The sequence below is a fragment of the Pseudoflavonifractor capillosus genome (genome assembly GCF_016902575.1).
Classification (GTDB): domain Bacteria; phylum Bacillota; class Clostridia; order Oscillospirales; family Oscillospiraceae; genus Enterenecus; species Enterenecus capillosus_A.
Window position 1 is genome coordinate 38971 of sequence record NZ_JACSNZ010000010.1, and the last position, 14574, is coordinate 53544.

At 55.9% G+C, this 14574-nt stretch carries 11 protein-coding genes and 5 tRNA genes; 9 read left to right on the plus strand and 7 right to left on the minus strand.

The genetic code is table 11. From position 1 onward, the window contains the following. Positions 1-81: 81 nt before the first annotated feature. The 6 genes from H9X86_RS05405 (at position 82) to H9X86_RS05430 (ending at position 2258) form a co-directional block, all read left to right on the plus strand. A tRNA-Gly gene (locus H9X86_RS05405) sits at positions 82-155 on the plus strand. A gap of 3 nt (positions 156-158) precedes the next feature. After that, positions 159-235: transfer RNA gene (locus tag H9X86_RS05410), tRNA-Arg, on the plus strand. Between the two features lie 211 nt (positions 236-446). Then, a tRNA-His gene (locus H9X86_RS05415) sits at positions 447-522 on the plus strand. A gap of 56 nt (positions 523-578) precedes the next feature. Next, positions 579-653 (plus strand) — tRNA-Gln (locus tag H9X86_RS05420). 51 nt (positions 654-704) lie between these two features. Further along, positions 705-780: transfer RNA gene (locus H9X86_RS05425), tRNA-Lys, on the plus strand. 497 nt (positions 781-1277) lie between these two features. Then, the gene (locus H9X86_RS05430) at positions 1278-2258 is read left to right on the plus strand and encodes a LapA family protein (protein WP_204900552.1); all 981 of its coding nucleotides are present in this window, start codon (positions 1278-1280) and stop codon (positions 2256-2258) included. Between the two features lie 481 nt (positions 2259-2739). Here the strand turns inward: H9X86_RS05430 and H9X86_RS05435 are convergent, their stop codons facing one another. The 7 genes from H9X86_RS05435 to H9X86_RS05465 form a co-directional block, all read right to left on the minus strand. Continuing rightward, positions 2740-3549, minus strand: a complete 810-nt coding sequence (locus tag H9X86_RS05435; RefSeq protein WP_204900553.1) for a class I SAM-dependent methyltransferase — start codon at positions 3547-3549, stop codon at positions 2740-2742. A gap of 24 nt (positions 3550-3573) precedes the next feature. Then, positions 3574-4389: a class I SAM-dependent methyltransferase gene (locus H9X86_RS05440; protein WP_204900554.1), complete on the minus strand. Its 816-nt coding sequence runs from the start codon at positions 4387-4389 to the stop codon at positions 3574-3576. 16 nt (positions 4390-4405) lie between these two features. Beyond that, positions 4406-4921, minus strand: a complete 516-nt coding sequence (locus tag H9X86_RS05445) for a hypothetical protein (RefSeq protein WP_204900555.1) — start codon at positions 4919-4921, stop codon at positions 4406-4408. A 61-nt stretch (positions 4922-4982) separates the two neighbouring features. Next, positions 4983-5828 carry a class I SAM-dependent methyltransferase gene (locus H9X86_RS05450; RefSeq protein ID WP_204900556.1) on the minus strand — a complete coding sequence of 282 codons (846 nt, stop codon included), beginning with the start codon at positions 5826-5828 and terminating at the stop codon, positions 4983-4985. 192 nt (positions 5829-6020) lie between these two features. Next, positions 6021-7751, minus strand: a complete 1731-nt coding sequence (locus H9X86_RS05455; protein ID WP_204900557.1) for an ABC transporter ATP-binding protein — start codon at positions 7749-7751, stop codon at positions 6021-6023. Beyond that, positions 7748-9493, minus strand: coding sequence for an ABC transporter ATP-binding protein (locus tag H9X86_RS05460; protein WP_204900558.1), 1746 nt, complete (start codon positions 9491-9493; stop codon positions 7748-7750). Before H9X86_RS05460 ends, H9X86_RS05455 begins: the two co-directional genes overlap by 4 nt. Positions 9494-9568: 75 nt before the next feature. Continuing rightward, on the minus strand, positions 9569-10198 hold the full coding sequence (locus tag H9X86_RS05465; RefSeq protein ID WP_204900559.1) for a TetR/AcrR family transcriptional regulator: 630 nt from the start codon (positions 10196-10198) through the stop codon (positions 9569-9571). Between the two features lie 166 nt (positions 10199-10364). On the opposite strand from H9X86_RS05465, the gene H9X86_RS05470 reads away from it, so the two are divergent. The 3 genes from H9X86_RS05470 to H9X86_RS05480 all read left to right on the plus strand — a co-directional run bounded on the left by H9X86_RS05470 (position 10365) and on the right by H9X86_RS05480 (position 14544). After that, positions 10365-10985 (plus strand): TetR/AcrR family transcriptional regulator, encoded by a 621-nt coding sequence (locus tag H9X86_RS05470; RefSeq protein WP_204900560.1) that lies wholly within the window; start codon positions 10365-10367, stop codon positions 10983-10985. A gap of 71 nt (positions 10986-11056) precedes the next feature. Beyond that, the gene (locus H9X86_RS05475; RefSeq protein WP_204900561.1) at positions 11057-12808 is read left to right on the plus strand and encodes an ATP-binding cassette domain-containing protein; all 1752 of its coding nucleotides are present in this window, start codon (positions 11057-11059) and stop codon (positions 12806-12808) included. Then, a complete protein-coding gene (locus tag H9X86_RS05480) occupies positions 12805-14544 on the plus strand; it encodes an ABC transporter ATP-binding protein (RefSeq protein WP_204900562.1) in 1740 nt (579 codons plus the stop codon). Before H9X86_RS05475 ends, H9X86_RS05480 begins: the two co-directional genes overlap by 4 nt. Positions 14545-14574: the final 30 nt, after the last annotated feature.

A 14574-nucleotide genomic window follows, 5' to 3' on the forward strand; every position in this document is an offset into this window, starting at 1 on the left:
AATTTTTGAAAAAGGGCTTGACACCCCAGATGTCATGTGCTATGATACATAGGCTGATGTTTGGGGCGTCACCCTTAACCTGCGGGTGTAGTTCAATGGTAGAATCCCAGCCTTCCAAGCTGGTCGCGTGGGTTCGATTCCCATCACCCGCTCCATACGCGCCTGTAGCTCAGGTGGATAGAGCAACTGCCTTCTAAGCAGTGGGTCAGGGGTTCGAGTCCCTTCAGGCGTGCCAATCATTTAGAGTTTTGCCTCTGAATGAGATTCCTGCATTGCTGGCAGAAGGCACTCCTGTTGCGCATCAAGGCTCGCCTTCGGCTCCCTTTCTGCGGAAGGGACTTTGGCCGGCGAACTTGCCACCGGCAAGTCCGCTGATCGGCCAAACTTCAGGCGTGCCAGTTTTTCCCCTGATTGCCCTGCAAGTCAGCTGGATGTAAGTGAATATGGTGGGTATAGCTCAGTTGGCAGAGCACCGGATTGTGGTTCCGGGTGTCGTGGGTTCGAGCCCCATTACCCACCCCATACTGTGGCTAAGGGCCGGAGCGTCCGCTCCGGCCCTTGCTTCCATCCTATTTTATTGGGGTGTAGCCAAGTGGTAAGGCACGGGACTTTGACTCCCGCATTCGTTGGTTCGAGTCCAACCATCCCAGCCAGACCAACGTCCCCCCTGGCTCGCCCGGGGGGACACCTGGAAAATTTCATATGACCTAGTAGCTCAGTTGGTAGAGCAACGCCCTTTTAAGGCGAAGGTCCGGGGTTCGAGTCCCCGCTGGGTCACCATATGAATGAAGCCCGCTTTTCGAACACTTTTTTTCGAAAAGCGGGCTTCTCATTTCCTCAGAGCCTTGGGCCACAACGCTTTCCTCATTCCCTGGCATGGATGCCTTACCTCAAAAATCGACAAATACAAAAGTATTCTTTTTGCGCTCTGACGAAATTTAGACACACATTTTCGAATAAAGATGCTGACATCTATTCCCATTCCATAATTCAAACATCCAGAATGCGACAGCATTCGAGATGTTTACCTACCACCTTTCCCCTAACTTCTTCTCTTTAGTCAGGTTTAAGGTAGTCGTTGAGTATTTATCTGATACGTGATAAACTGATATGTAGTACCTGCCAGATATGACGTGGTAAGCGCTCCTGTTAATGCCGGACGGCATCTGCTGTTCACGGTTATTTCTGTTTAACTTTAAACACAGAAATAGTTACTTCGATGGCCATAGTGTCACAGAGAGTGCAAGGGAAAATACTAACTTGTAAGGGGCGGAAAAATGAGCAAACGTAAACTGTATGATGATGATATTTATGTTGCACCCTACACAAGAAAAACAGGAAAATATCGTCATGTATCCGGTCATTACCGGCGAAGAAGTTACCGAAAAAAACCGTCACATTCCCCGTCTTCTTATCAGCATAAGCCGAAAGGCAAATTTGATTTTGACACTATACTTTTTTGCGTAGTGCTGGCTGTCATGTTGTTTGTTCTCATAGCAGTAGTGCAACCTGTATGGCTATATGTATTGTTTGGCATCCTCATATACCTACTGATTGCCTTTGCTCTCGGCTGCATTGTTGGTCTCCCCGTAATCTGGCTGTGGGAAAATAAGTTCAAATACGACAAAGACGGATTTGACCGCCAAGGCTATAATCGAGAGGGCTACGATCGGGAAGGCTTCAATCGCTTTGGGTATAATGCCTGTGGATATAACCGACAAGGCTATACCAAAGACGGCTACGATCAAGAAGGTTATGATTGCTTTGGGTATGACCGGCAAGGCTATAATAAGGAGGGCTATAACCAGAAAGGTTATGACCGTGAAGGTTATAATTTACAAGGTTATGATCAAGATGGCTTTGACAGAGCCGGATTTTGTGCTGATGGTTACAGTCGGGACGGCTTTGACCGGGAGGGGTGGGATCGAGACGGATACAACCGCAACGGTTTCGATCGTTCTGGCTTCGATCGTTTCGGTTATGATATCACCGGATATGATTTGGCAGGCTATGATAGAAAAGGGTTCGACCGTTATGGAGAAAGCAGGCAACAAAAGCAGGAAAGAATCATAGCGGAAGCAAAGCAAAACACTTATGATCAACATGGGTATAACATTTACGGCTACAATCGTGAGGGTTATGATCGAGACGGCTACAATGTTTATGGCTATGACCGTGAGGGTTATGGTCGAGATGGCTACAACTGCCGTGGACGGGACAGGCGAGGATATACCCGATTTGAAAATGAGGATTTCTGAATGGTGAACAAGGCTCTTTTTTGATCCATTTTCTGTGATACGGACCTTTTATTTTTTAAGTCTTGAGCCACACCCCCCTTCCCTGGCGTGGAGGCCTTACTTCAAAAACAGAAAAATGCGAAAGTATTCTTTTTGCTCCATGACGATATTTAGAAACCCAGTTCCGAGTCAGAAACCTTTGCATCTATACTGTTTCGATGACACATCGAAAATGCGTTATTTTCTCTTTTCTGGAGGAAATAACGCATTTTTTCGTCATATTTGAAAATTGCACCTGATTGAAAATTCAACTTTAATTCAACTCGCTCTGAAAATTCAAGCCTTCTTCAAGAAAATCTCTGAGAGGATGTCGGCGTTGCGCTGGTCTGCCCCCTCCAACATCCGCGTTATAATAGAGCCCGTGGGATGATTTGTCAAGGGGAAACGGCCGCCTCCGTGCAAAAGCCGACTGGAAAACTCCGGCCAACTTTTGGCGAAGGCATCATTCGGCTTCCAGATGGACCATCTTGACCATCCAAAACCGGTCCGAAACTGCCATGCTGACCTTGGTGGACAGCTTCAATCCGGTTCGGGGGATATGGCGGTAATAAGGCTCCTCAGCCAGCACCCTGACCCCGCTGCCGATTTTTCCGGCCAACTCCGACGCCGAATCCACATAGAAAAACATCTGCGCATCCCCGTGGCCCACCTGCTTCATGTACTTTTTCCGCATCATGGCCATGCCGCTTTTGCTCACGGTGTCAAAGACGATTTCGATCTCTCCAACCCCCGTGAGCATCCGCAAAAGTTCCACAACCTTATTTTCCTCAAAATAGTGGAACAGGCCGCCGGCGGTGACCAGAATAGGAGCATCCGGCACATCGGCGCGGATCTGCTTGATCCAGTCCCCGGCAAAGGCGTCTCCGGCCAGATAGGTCTCCCGCTCCGGCTCCGGCAGCAACTCCCGCCGGTACTCCACCACATGGGGCAGATCCACCGCATACCAGCGGGTGTGCCCGTTGTCGCAGCGGGAATAGGCCGTCTCCAGGCCACAGCCCAGCTGGACGATCACACCGTCCGGCCTGCGCTCCAGAAACGCCCGGATAAACCGGTCCATATTGGCTGACCGAACAGCGGAGGCCAGCAAGGTGTACTGGTTCTGGTCACCCGGCTTCAGCAGACCAGCCGGCAGCTTCTCCTTCAACTCCAGCGCCTTTTTATCATACAAAACCTGCGGGCAGCGCTCGCTGGCATAGATCCTGCCCAGCATGGGGACAAACAGCGTGTCCTCTACAACACCCAACTTGGACATGGTCAACCCTCCTATTTGGACGAATTACTTTCTGCCCACAAGCAGCCGGGAAGAGCCCAGCATCATCATGGCAGCCCGGCGGTGGGAGCCGAAGGCTTCTTCTGCGGTATCAATGAGCCGGACATCCTGATAGCCCATCTCCCGCAGTTTTTGAGCAAAGGCGTCCATATCACCGTACATGTTAGGCTTCATATCATCGTTCAGAGCGAAGACGCCGCCTTTTTTCAGAACCCGCAGGCTTTCCAGCAGCAGCTTGTGCATATCGGCTCCCATGACATTGTGGTAGACATAGTTGCTGATAACCGCATCAAAACTCTCATCGGGGAAATCCAGATGATTGGCGTCGCCATGCCGGAACACACACCGGGAGGCCACGCCCTCGCTGGCGGCGTTTCTCTCGCACATGATCTGTCCGTAGCCATAGGCTGCACCCCAATAGTCGATGCCTGTGACTTGGGCATCCGGCCAGATGAGCGCCGCCCGGATGGACAGTGCGCCGGAGCCGCAGCCCACGTCCAGAAGCTGTCCCTGTCCGTCAAAATCCAGATAGGAAAGGACGGTGTGGTGGACGCGCTCCATCATTCCTCCACCGCCGAACGCATACTGCCGCCGGATCCAGCCGCACCAGCAGAGCAACAACAGCAGTGAAATCGCGGCGATTAACGCCAATCCGCTCAGCACCGTGACATGAAACACTGTGGATGCCAGGGAAGCCACCGCTCCCGTCACCACGAGAAGCCCTCCGATTGTATATAAGACCGGGTTTGACATCCAGTTCCCGTAATCTTCACCATGGGTGCCAAGGTGGATCATGTTTTGCTGCTTTTGCTTTTCTTTCATTGGGAACATCTCCTGTTCATCCTATTTTTTGCAACAGCAGGCCCAGCCCCGCCTGAGCCGCCGCCAGGATTGGGCAAAGGATGAGCGGCCACTGGAGCAGGTGCTCCGGCAGAGCGTAGCTCTTCATCCATGCCTTGAACCCATAGCCGGGATGCCCCTCCGTACCGGGGATGACAAACCTGGCTTTCGCTTTTCCCTGGATCAGCCAGAAATCCAGAAAGAACAGGTCGCAGAAATTGACCATCATCCACTGGATATACCCGGTCAGGGCCAGAGGCCAGAACCCTGTTGTCCCGCCCTCCATGGTACTGACCGCGCCATAAAGCAGAAGGGGCAGCAGCTCCCCAAAACAGATCCAAAGCCAGTAAAAACGGTTTTCCACCCCGGTGGGCGGATCTTTCGCCGCCTTGATGATGGCGGGCGGATAACAGGGGAACATCAACCGGGGTTTATACAGCGCCACAAACCCGGCAAACAGGTTAAAGTAGGCCGCCATAGCAAACCCGTCCAAAACGGTGCGCGTCCAGTTCATACATATCTCCTATCACGATCATTTGCTCGTATTCCGGGTGGAAAAAGTCGGTTAGGTATCATCATTCTGCAAAGTCGATCCGGACGATCTGCAGGTGCATCGGTCCGTCGGCCAGCTTCGCCAGCAGCCGGTGGACGGGCCGGACCGCCGGATCATGAAGCGATTGATAGCCCAGCATATAGCCCCGGCTGGAAACAGAAAACAGCGGCGACCATGGCTCCAGCTCCCCCTTGGCGTCCTTGACGGAAAAATAGGCGCCCACATCCCGGATGCCCGCCTGCTTCACCCAGGTTTTCAGCATCAGCCGGACAGCCGTTTTCCCGGCCGCGTCAAAGACAAGCCGCCCTCTTGGGAAGCGTTTTGCGATGCCTGTGGCCAGAGCTTTGACATCTTCCGTCGTGAAGTAGTAGAAGACCCCGGCGGCAAACAGCACCGCTCCATCCTCAGGATCAGTGCGGACGGCATCCATCCAGCGCGGGTCTTTCAGATCAAAGGCCAGGTTTTTCTCCCGCTCCCCGGCGGGAAGCAGGCGATCCCGCAGCTCGATCACATCCGGCAGATCGATGTTCCAGATGCTGCACCGGCCGTTGTCGCAGGCCCGCCCGGTGTTGTCCAGACCGCAGCCCAGATTGATGACAGCGGCTCTGGGATGGGCATTCAGATAGTCCCGCACCTCCCAGGCAAGGTCATTCTGGCGCATGGCTACCTCCAGCGCACCGAAGGTCTGCATCAGGCCGTTTGCCTGCCGCTCCAAAGGGGAGAAGTCGTAGTCCACCTTCTCCATCAGCATGGCCGCCGTCGTATCCTGATACAGTCCGGGAAACCGCCGCGAGCAGAGCCGCCGGCCATACAGCGGGATGATGAGCGTCTCCTGCACGGAGTCCTTCTCGATTTTGTACTTCTCCATAGGCCCTCCTCAAAAGGAACAGTACTCTATGTTTGATTATAGTTAGTAATCGCTAACCGGTCAAGTCATTTTCGCTTTGAAGTATCAATTACCCTCTCAAGCGCAATCTCCCGGACACAACAGGAGTGCCGCCGCCGGAATGTACCCGGTGACGGCACTCCTCTTTTCATGATGGTTTAGGCGTTCCTTCTCTCAGAGCTTCCACTGGCCGGACTCTTTACGGCCGGATACGAACGCTTGATACAGGCCCTCCTGGGCCATGAGCTGGCTGTGGGTGCCCCGCTGAACGATCTGTCCGCCGTCCAGCACCAGGATCTGGTCGGCGTTGCGGACCGTCTTCAGCCGGTGCGCGATCATCAGAATGGTCTTGTTCCGAGTCAGGGCTTCGATGGCCTTTTGCAGCCGGTCCTCATTCTCCGGGTCCACATTGGCGGTAGCTTCATCCAGAATCACGATGGGAGCATCCTTCAGGATAGCCCGGGCAATGGAGATGCGCTGCTTCTCGCCGCCGGAAAGACTGGAACCGCCCTCGCCGATGACGGTGTCATAGCCTTGGGGCAGGGTGAGAATGAAGTCGTGGCAACAGGCCTTCTTCGCCGCGGCCACCACCTCCTCGTGGGTGGCATTGGGGCATCCAAACTTGATGTTGTTTTCCACCGTGTCGGCAAAGAGATAGACCTTCTGAAATACCATGGAGATCTGATCCATCAGGTCCTCCAGAGTATAGTCCTTCACATTCTGACCGCCCACCAGGACGGCGCCGCTCTCCACATCCCAGAACCGGGCGATGAGATTGCACAGCGTGGTTTTCCCGGAGCCGCTGGGGCCCACGATGGCGGTGGTGGTTCTGTCAGGGATGGCGAAGGATACATCCCGCAGGATGGGCCGCTGGTCATAAGAGAACGAAACATGGTCGAAGGTAATGCCGTGATCCCTGGGCGTGCCGGCCCGACCGGTCTCTGCCAGCTGGGGCATGGCGTCCGTCTCATCGGCATGGGCCATGCAGCTGCTGACGATACGCAGCAGGGACATGCCGCTGCCCGCCGAGGAGATCTGAGCAAAGACCAGGAAGGACATGATGACCACCATCAGAGCGTTGGCCAGAATCATCGTTCCGGAGAGATAGAACCATACCGCCGCAAGCATCATGGCCACGCTTCCCAGCTGGAGCGCGATCCCCTGCGCCATGATATAGGGGGTAAACATCTTTTCGATATTCAGGTTACTGCGGCAGTTGTATTCCAGGGCTTCCTGCAAGGTGCGGTCGCCCCGCCCGGTGAGGTTGAAGGACTTCACCACGCTCATGCCCTGCACATACTCCAGCACCGCCTCCACCAGCTTGGCCTCGGACCTCTGACGGTGCGGGGCGAGGGCGGCGGATTTTTGCTCCATGGCCGAGGTGATGAACAAATAAACTGCTGTGGCCGCCACCACAATGAGACCGATCCGCCAGTCAAAAATCAGGATCATCACCGTAAAGACCAGTGCGTTGAGCATCCCGCCCAGCATGGTCACCAACACCATGGGGGCCACAGTCTCCACATTGTCCAGTACAGTGGTGCAGACCCCGGTGAGCTCTCCCAGGCTGTTGTCGTTGAAGTAGCCCATGGGGACGGATTTCATCCGCTGCCCGATGGCCACGCGCTTATTGGCCGCCATGAAGTACCCGGCGTGGGTCTGCTGGAGTTGGGAGAAATACTTGGTCACGGCGCTGCCCAGAATACTGACTGCCAACAGACCCAGCGCCTGCCACGCCGTGGCAGGGCCGGTTTTTCCATCCAGCAGAGCCAGGATGGTGTAGTAGATGGCGGCGATCTCAAACATATGGAACACCGCACCCAAAAAGCAGGCGATCACCGAGCGCCGGATGTTGCGCTGTTCCTCACCGGCAAACCGCCAGATACCTCTGAATGTCTCGATCATACCGTTTCTCCCTCCTTTACACCCATGTGAGCCTGCCACAGATCGGCGTACAACGGGCAATGGCGCAGCAGGTCTTCATGCCTGCCCTGTGCCTCGAGGCTTCCATCCTTCACCACCACGATCTGATCCGCGCCGGTGATGGTGGACAGGCGGTGGGCAATGACGATGACCGTCTTACCCTCCACCAGTTTTGCCACTGCCCGCTGGACCACCGCTTCATTCTCCGGATCAATGTAGGCGGTGGCCTCGTCCAGAATCACCACAGGGGCGTTTTTCAGCATGGCCCGGGCGATGGCGATACGCTGCCGCTCTCCTCCGGAGAGATGGGCGCCTCCGCCGCCCACCCGGGTGTCATAGCCATGCTCCAACTGGCGGATGAAGCCGTCGCATCCGGCGGCTTTGGCGACTTGTTCCACTTCTTGATCCGTGGCATTTACCCGGCCCATGCGGATATTTTCCCGGATGGTATCGTCAAAGAGGTAATTGTCCTGAGAGACAAAGGCCACCTGGTCGTAGAGTTGTTCCAGCGGGATACGGCTTTCCTCCACGCCGCCCAGGGTAATGCGGCCCTCGGTCACATCCCAGAAACCGGCGATGAGCTTGGCAATGGTGGACTTGCCCGAACCGGAGGGGCCAACCAAAGCGGTGAGGCTGCCGGCCGGAATGGTGAGGGAGATGTTGTGGAGGATCTCCTTGTCCTGAGCATATCCAAAGGAGACATGATCCAAGGCGATATCCGGTTTTCCCAGCTGTGCCGGCTGTGTTCCGTGATCCTGCTCCGGTTTCAGGAGGATCTCATCCACCGAACCTACGATGGTACCTACCTTGGCAAGATGATCCACAAAGCCCATGGCGGCAATGAGAGGTCCCACAATACTCATGGACAGGATGATGGTGGTGAGAAATACCTCTGCGGACAAACTGCCGTCCGTGTAGAAGATCCAGCCCACAGGCAGCACCGTGATAAGGGTGGTGGGCGCGATGGCATAGGCCAGCGCCATTCCGAACTGGCATTTTTTCATCCAGTTGTAGTAGTAGGCAGCATTGGCCCGCACCCGAGAGGAGAACTTCTCATAGGAGTTCTTTCCCTGATTGAAGGCCTTGATGACCTCAATGCCGCCGATGTACTCCACAATGGTCTCGTTCATAGCCTGGGTCGTCTCCACCGCACCCTGATAGTCCTTGCCGTAGCTGCCCATAATGGCCATCATAAAAGCCATGCCCACAGGAATGGACACCAGACTCAGCAATGCCATGCGCCAGTCCAGCGTAAACAGATACACGAGAACGCATACCGGCGCCAGCAGATTGGAGGTCATTTCGGGCAGCAGGTGGGCCAGCGTCGTCTCCATACTCTCCACCTGATCTACCACGATTTGTTTGAGCCGTCCGCTGGAGGTATCCAGAATGTCACCCAAGGGTAAGCGGGGCATTTTGGACAGAACCATCTTCCGGATGTCCCGCAGGATCTGGAAGGTGGCCTTGTGGGAGAGGGAGAGCGCCAGATTGTAAAGCAGAGTTTTGGCCAGATAGCCACCAAGGGCCACCATGCACCACAGAAGATAGAAGTTCCAGTCCCGCTGCCCGGTGAGAAGCGCCACCAGGATGTGCCCCGCTGAGAGATACGGCAGCAGCCCCAGCAGGACACCTGCCACCGCGCAGAAGATGGCGGCAATCAGGCCACCGTGATGATCCCTGCCCAGCTGCCACAGCCGCAGCAGTGGGCTTTGCGTTTTCTGCATAAATAAGCCTCCTTTAGTTAGTTATTGCTAACCTTTGGTTCTATGAAAAGGCCGCCGGGAAAGCGGCCTTTTGCACTACCGGAAGTTTTCAGGATGAAAGATCGTCTCAAATCCTGCCATATGATAGCGGTTGAGCTGGCGGATATAGTGGAGCGCCCGGGCCTTATCCATGCGGTGCCGCACCGGCTCAAACATTCCGTTGAAGTAGGCGGTGGTAACGATATGGATCAAGTCCTCGGTGACCTGACCGGAGCGGACGCTCTCACAGCCGATGACCTCCATGTATTTGTAGGTGTAACTGACTTCGATCTCCACCAACTCGTCAATATAGTGGGCATATTCCGTCCCAGCGCCCCGGCGGAGCAGCAGTTCAAACTCCGGCAGGTGCTCATAGATGTAGTCAAACAGTCCCTCCTGGGCATGGGCGGTGTAACGCCCCATCTCCTCCTGCTGGGTTGGGCCGTCAAACTGGTGAAAAGACTCCTGAATCTCCAAAAAACGGCGCTTCAGCTCTCCGGCGGCAGGCTCCACCAGGGCCCGGAACAATCCCGCCTTGTCGGTAAAACGGGTATAGATGGAGCCGGTGCTGGTTCCCGCCGCCTTGGCGATATCCCGCAGGGATGCCAGAGCAAAACCTTTTTCCAAAAATTCCTGACGGGCGCAGCGAAGCACATTTTCATAGACCCCTTCGATCTGCTTTGCCATGGTATCACCTCGCAATTCAAAACAGTGTTTCATAACGATGTTTTGAATATACAACCAAAAAGCGAGTTTGTCAAGAGAGGATTTCTCCTTGACAGGGAAAGAAAGGGATGCTATATTGATAATCAGATTATCGGTAATCAAATTATCAATCATTGGGAGGGATGTTATGGCAAAACCGGATACTTCCATTGACCCTCGGATCATGGACAGTGCCAGAGAGGAGTTCCGGACGCTGGGCTTTGAGAAGGCTTCCCTGAAATCCATCTGCCAGCGGGCTGGGGTGACAACCGGGGCTCTTTATAAGCGTTACGCCGGAAAAGAGGAACTGTTTCGCGCTGTGGTGGCGGATACGGTGGCGGATTTGGATGCTGTTTATGAGGAGCGGACAGCGGTACCGGCATCTGCTCTCTCCGATGAAGACCTGATCCGGGCGTGGTATATGGATGAGGAATACATGCTGTGGTGGTTCCGCTTTCTCAATGAGCGGCGGGATGGCTTTGTGCTGCTGCTTACCGGAGCGGAGGGTACTGCCTACGCCAACTTTCAGCACGACTGGGTGGAGAAAATGACGGAAGGCACCTGGACCTACTATGCTGAGGCCAGACGCCGGGGCTTGTGTACTGTGGATATGACGCAAGAGGAGCTCCATGTGGTCCTGTCCGCCTTCTGGACCACCATTTACGAGCCCTTTATCCACGACTTCACCTGGCCGGAGATCCAGAGCCACTGCACTTTGGTCTGCCGTCTCTTTGACTGGTACGCTGCCCTGGGATTCCCCAAGGGGTGAAAAACGCCTCTTAAGGAGGCTTTTTTCTCGCTAACAAGTTAGCAATAACTAACTAAAAAAGGAGTGATACTGTGTTTCAAAAAGTCCTGCGCTACACTGGACGCCACCGGAAGACCACCTACGCCTCCATTCTGGTGCTGGTGGCCGGCGTGGCCATGAGCGTGCTGCCCTATTTCTTCCTCTACCGCCTGCTGCGGCCCCTGCTGACTGGGGGCAGTCTCACATTGGAGGAAACCCTGACGAGCGCCGGGGCCATGGCTCTGTGCATGGTCCTCTACGGCCTTCTCTATGTGGAGGGGCTGGCACTGTCCCACCGTTCCGCCTATCATACTTTGGAAAACCTCCGGCTCCATCTCCAGAGCAAGCTGGAAAAGCAGCCCCTGGGCGCGATCCAGGAGAAGGGCGTTGGAGTCTGGAAGAAGATGTTCATTGACGACATTGAGAGCATGGAGCTGCTGCTGGCCCACGCCCTGCCGGAAGGGCTGTCCAATCTGGCGGTGCCGGTGGTGGTATTTGCGGCCATGTTCCTCACGGACTGGAAGCTGGGTCTGCTTTCCCTCTGCTCACTCCCGCTGGGCGTGCTGGCTATGGGCATGATGTACCGCTCCGGCATGAGCAAGATGGGGGACTACTACGCCGCCGGGCAGAAAATGAACAACACCATCGTGGAGTACATCAACGGCATGGAAGTCGTGAAGGTCTTTAACCGGGACGGAGAGTCCTATCACCGCTTTGAGACCGATGTAAAAAACTACCGGGATTTTACGCTGGATTGGTTCCGGGCCTGCTGGCTGTGGATGGCCCTCTACACCAGCATTTTGCCCTGCGTGGCGCTGGTGCTGCTGCCGGTGGGCGGATATCTGGTGCTCACCGGCGCCTCTACCCTGCCGGATTACGCGCTGGTATTGTGCATGTCCTTTTCTGTGGGACCGCCTCTGGTTCGAGCCATGAATTTTATGTCGGTGCTGCCCCAGCTGAGCTACAAGATCGATCAAATGGAATCTCTGTTCAATATTCCGCCCCTGAAAGAAGGAAAAACGGATTTCAACGGAAACGATTTGCAGATCCGCTTTGAGAATGTGCGGTTTTCTTATGAAAAGGACGAAGTCCTCCACGGCATCTCCTTCTCTGTCCCACAGGGGAGCCTCACTGCTTTGGTGGGAGAATCCGGCAGCGGGAAATCGACCCTTGCCAAACTGCTGGTCCACTTTTACGATGTGACGGACGGACGCATCACGCTGGGGGGGCAAGACCTGCGAGAGATGTCCCTCGCCTCTCTGAATGAGCAGATCTCCTTCGTCGCGCAGGAGCAGTTCTTGTTCAACACCAGCCTGTTGGAGAACATCCGGCTGGGAAGACCCGGCGCCACCGACGAGGAGGTGCTGGCGGCGGCGGAACGGGCTCAATGCGGAGAGTTTCTGAAACGGCTGGAAAAAGGAATCTATACCATGGCCGGCGATGGCGGCAAAGGGCTTTCCGGCGGGGAGCGGCAGCGGATCGCCCTGGCCCGGGCGATCTTGAAGGACGCTCCCATCGTGGTGCTGGATGAGGCCACCGCTTTTTTGGACCCGGAGAATGAGGAGAAAATGAACGCCGCCATTGCCGAGGTGATCCGGGGCAAGACGGTCATCGTCATCGCCCACCGGCTTCAGTCCATTGCAGGCGCCGATCAGATTGTGGTGCTGGATCAGGGCAATGTGGCAGGGATTGGCCGCCACGATACATTGCGAAAGACTTGCCCCGCCTATGAAAAACTGTGGCGGGCTGCCGAGGGAGCCGCTGTCTGGCGTGTCTCTGCGGAGAAAGGAGGCGACGAGGCATGATCGCGCTGATGAAACGAATCCTGTCCGTATCCGGCCCCTATCAGGGGCGGATCAAGCTGGCCTTTGTCTTTGCGTTCCTGAAGGCCATGCTGTCCAAGGCCCCCATCGGTCTGTCCTTCCTGGCCCTGAGCGCTTTTCTCCAGGGAACCATGACGGCACGGCTGTGCCTGTGGCTGGCGGTGGGCACGGTGGGCTGCGTGCTGCTGGAGTGCCTGTGCCAGAACATCGCCGACCGGCTCCAGGCCGCGGCGGGCTATATGGTATTCGCAGATCTGCGCATGGAGCTGGGACGGCATCTGCGCCGCCTGCCCATGGGCTATTTCACAGAGGGCAACATCGGCAAAATCAGCTCCGTTCTGTCCACCGACATGGTGTTTATTGAGGAGAACTGTATGCACGACATTGCCAACATGATGAGCTATACCTTTGCCCAGGCCATTCTGGTGCTGTGGCTGGCCTTCCTGAATCCCTGGCTGGGACTGGCCGCCTTGGTGGTGGTAGGGATCATCTGGCAGCTGGGCCGCGCATCTCTGGGAAGCACCCTGGCTCACTCCGACATCCGACAGGAGCAGAGCGAGGCGCTCACGCGGGCGGTACTGGATTATGTGGAGGGCGTTGGTATTGCCAAGACCTTCAACCTGCTGGGAGAGCGTTCCGAGCAACTCACCGAAAATTTCGCCCGGAGCCGCAAGGTCAGCATTGCGTTTGAGGAGAGCAATGCTCCCTGGATGCGGGCCCTCTATCTGGTGTGCGGTCTGGGCTCGGTGCTGATGATCCCCCTGTCACTCTGGCTCTATGGCCGTGGGCAGCTCTCCATCACCTTCCTGCTGGGTGTCTTGCTCTTCGTCTTTGACCTCTTTGGCCCCATGAAGGCGCTCTACAGCCAAGCCACCCGCCTGACGGTGATGAACGCCTGCATGGACCGGATCGAGGCGGTACTGGCCCAGCCGGAGCTGCCCGACCGGGGCCGGGAGACCTTACCCAAAGCCGGCGGTGCCCCGGAGGTGGAGTTCCGAAATGTCACCTTCGCCTACGGGGAGAAAGAGGTACTGCATGATGTCTCTTTCACACTGGAGAAAAACCGGATGCTGGCCCTGGTGGGTCCCTCCGGCGGCGGCAAGAGTACGGTAGCCAACCTGCTCTCCCGGTTCTGGGATGTCAAACAGGGCCAAATCTTAGTGCGGGGCAGGGATATCCGCGATATTCCTCTCTCTGATCTGATGGATCAGATCTCCATGGTGTTCCAGCGGGTCTATCTCTTCCAGGATACCGTCTACAACAACATCGCCATGGGACGGACAGACGCCACACGGGAGGAGGTCTATGAGGCGGCCAGGAAAGCCCGATGCTATGACTTCATCATGGAGCTGCCCGACGGCTTTGACACTGTCATCGGCGAAGGTGGAGCCAGCCTGTCCGGCGGAGAGCGGCAGCGGATCTCCATTGCCCGCTGCATTCTGAAGGATGCTCCCATCGTCATTCTGGATGAGGCCACTGCCAGCGTGGACGCCGACAACGAGAGCTACATCCAGGAGGCCATCACCCAGCTGTGCCGGGGTAAGACTCTGCTGGTCATTGCCCACCGGCTCAATACCATTCGTCACGCCGATGAGATCCTGGTTATCGACCAGGGGCGCATCGTCCAGGCCGGCGCCCACGACAAACTTATGGCGGAGGAGGGCATTTACCGCCGCTTCATCACCGCCCGCTCCAATCCCACCGGTTGGTGCCGGTAAAGGCAGAGGCGCAAAAGAAAAGAATGACCG

Coding starts and splice junctions, on each gene's coding strand:
- H9X86_RS05430 (WP_204900552.1), top strand. CDS start 1,278: ATGAGCAAACGTAAACTGTATGATGATGATATTTATGTTGCACCCTAC.
- H9X86_RS05435 (WP_204900553.1), bottom strand. CDS start 3,549: ATGTCCAAGTTGGGTGTTGTAGAGGACACGCTGTTTGTCCCCATGCTG.
- H9X86_RS05440 (WP_204900554.1), bottom strand. CDS start 4,389: ATGAAAGAAAAGCAAAAGCAGCAAAACATGATCCACCTTGGCACCCAT.
- H9X86_RS05445 (WP_204900555.1), bottom strand. CDS start 4,921: ATGAACTGGACGCGCACCGTTTTGGACGGGTTTGCTATGGCGGCCTAC.
- H9X86_RS05450 (WP_204900556.1), bottom strand. CDS start 5,828: ATGGAGAAGTACAAAATCGAGAAGGACTCCGTGCAGGAGACGCTCATC.
- H9X86_RS05455 (WP_204900557.1), bottom strand. CDS start 7,751: ATGATCGAGACATTCAGAGGTATCTGGCGGTTTGCCGGTGAGGAACAG.
- H9X86_RS05460 (WP_204900558.1), bottom strand. CDS start 9,493: ATGCAGAAAACGCAAAGCCCACTGCTGCGGCTGTGGCAGCTGGGCAGG.
- H9X86_RS05465 (WP_204900559.1), bottom strand. CDS start 10,198: ATGGCAAAGCAGATCGAAGGGGTCTATGAAAATGTGCTTCGCTGCGCC.
- H9X86_RS05470 (WP_204900560.1), top strand. CDS start 10,365: ATGGCAAAACCGGATACTTCCATTGACCCTCGGATCATGGACAGTGCC.
- H9X86_RS05480 (WP_204900562.1), top strand. CDS start 12,805: ATGATCGCGCTGATGAAACGAATCCTGTCCGTATCCGGCCCCTATCAG.